Here is a 2,099-nt window from a genome sequence, read left to right as displayed (position 1 = left end):
TGAGATAGATACGCAAAATGATAGCCTAAGTAGAGGCAAAAAAAGAAAAAATATACAGAAGGCAAGAATTGAAGACTTTAAAAATAAACATTTCACTAAACTTATGGACTCTGATAAAGAACTATTCTATTATTACATATTGAAAAAATATTTAACAAAGAGTCAATCGCAATTAAACAATCATATATCTAAAATCAATTTGGATATTGATGATACAATAGACCATAAATTATTAGATGATGTAGAACATTGGATAATTCAAGCGGAAGTAAACAATGTGATTAAAACCTGCAATAACATACAAAATACGAGCCAAAACAGATTATTTGAATATATCAATAAGAAATATGTGGAAAGAAACATTTTACCAGTGAAACAAAAACCACTTAAAGATCGATCGAGCGTTACTCACATGTCATGCATATTGTTTCCAATGTGCAGGGTGAGGTGTTGGATGATGTTGATGCTTTGGATGTTTTTAAAGCAACTTTCCCAGCCGGGACGCTTTCTGGCGCGCCAAAAATTCGCGCGATGGAAATTATTGACGAAGTTGAACCAGTAAAGCGTGGTATTTTTGGTGGCGCTGTTGGTTATTTAGGCTGGCATGGTGAAATGGACATGTCGATTGCGATTAGAACCTGTGTAATTCGTGAAAATAAAGTCTATGTACAGGCTGGAGCGGGGCTTGTTGTGGACTCAAATCCTGAATCAGAGTGGAATGAAACCCAAATAAAAGCTCGCGCAGTGATCAAAGCGGTTGAATTATCATCAAACGGATTGATTTTATGAGTTTTTGAGGTTTTTTTTAAAAAAAACACTTGCAAGGATTCTGAGTTTTGCTAAACTGCACACCGTTCCGATACGAAACGTACGAAACACTAAGAAACGCCGGCATAGCTCAGTTGGTAGAGCAACTGACTTGTAATCAGTAGGTCCACAGTTCGAATCCGTGTGCCGGCACCATCTTAAAGTTTTGTGTTATAATGTAGAGGAACGGCACTGAAAGTAAGTGTAAATGGTGAGATTCCCGAGCGGTCAAAGGGAGCAGACTGTAACTCTGCCACGAAAGTTTCGAAGGTTCGAATCCTTCTCTCACCACCATTAACTTCGATAAGTGGTTAATTACCAACATTAAGCGGGAGTAGCTCAGTTGGTAGAGCGGTAGCCTTCCAAGCTACATGTCGCGAGTTCGACCCTCGTCTTCCGCTCTTGGAATAAAAGGTTTCTAATAATTTAGAAACCTTTTTTTATTGCTTAATTCGATATTATATACTGATATTACATAAAAAAAGTGCTTCTCTTAACGAGAAGCACTTTTTTGTTTGTTGTTTACTTATTTATTATTTTTACTGTACAAATTCTAAATTAACCATCAATTCTACATCTTTAGCTACAGCGCCTCCGGTAGGATCGATCAGTTCCGTCATTTGGCCGTCCGGTCTGTGTCATGATGAAATCAATCTCGTCAAAATCATTCTGCAACAAGGTTTTCATCTCTTTGGTAAGTTTTACCGATTCATCCAGATTGATACTGTTAGGCAGTGTTGCTCTTACATAAATAGCTCCTTCGTTTAATTTAGGTAAGAATTCTGATCGATCTTACGTAAAAAAGGTCAGAAAGTTGCTGCTAACCGTTCAGATAGAGAATCTACTGAAGGAGCTTCAATAGCTGTTGTAAATGCTGATAAAACTGCTGGTGTAGTAATCACTTTAGGATGTGAAACTGACTTCGTAGGTAAAAACGAAGGTTTCGTAGCTTTAGCAACAGAATTGGCAAACAAAGCATTGGCATTCAGTACAAAAGAAGAATTTTTAGCTTCTGATTTCGGAGGAATGACTGTTGCTGATAAATTGATCGATCAGGTAATTGCTGATACATCATCTGATACAATAGACGGTGCCAAAGCATTTGAATTATACGATACCTTTGGTTTTCCAATTGACTTGACAGCATTGATTTTACGTGAAAAAGGATATCTTTTGGATGAAGCAGGTTTTGAGACAGCAATGCAGGCTCAGAAAGCAAGATCGATCCTGATTTTCTCTGATGTAAGCTATCTGCAACATAATTAAAAAGTTAATAATAAGCTACAAAATTA

General features: G+C 37.0%; 2 protein-coding genes and 3 tRNA genes. All 5 read left to right on the top strand.

Annotated elements, in window-relative coordinates; all coding sequences use genetic code 11:
• Positions 1-396: 396 nt before the first annotated feature.
• A complete protein-coding gene (locus ACJ5GX_RS05740; protein ID WP_495292795.1) occupies positions 397-789 on the top strand; it encodes a chorismate-binding protein in 393 nt (130 codons plus the stop codon).
• 98 nt (positions 790-887) lie between these two features.
• Positions 888-963, top strand: a tRNA-Thr gene (locus tag ACJ5GX_RS05735).
• A 54-nt stretch (positions 964-1,017) separates the two neighbouring features.
• A tRNA-Tyr gene (locus ACJ5GX_RS05730) sits at positions 1,018-1,101 on the top strand.
• Positions 1,102-1,135: 34 nt separating this feature from the next.
• Positions 1,136-1,208, top strand: a tRNA-Gly gene (locus ACJ5GX_RS05725).
• Between the two features lie 562 nt (positions 1,209-1,770).
• On the top strand, positions 1,771-2,073 hold the full coding sequence (locus tag ACJ5GX_RS05720) for an alanine--tRNA ligase-related protein (RefSeq protein WP_495292794.1): 303 nt from the start codon (positions 1,771-1,773) through the stop codon (positions 2,071-2,073).
• Positions 2,074-2,099: the final 26 nt, after the last annotated feature.

The organism is Wolbachia endosymbiont of Tuta absoluta (genome assembly GCF_059414725.1).
Note: the sequence above shows the minus strand (reverse complement) of the source record. Positions and strands in the feature narration are given on the sequence as shown.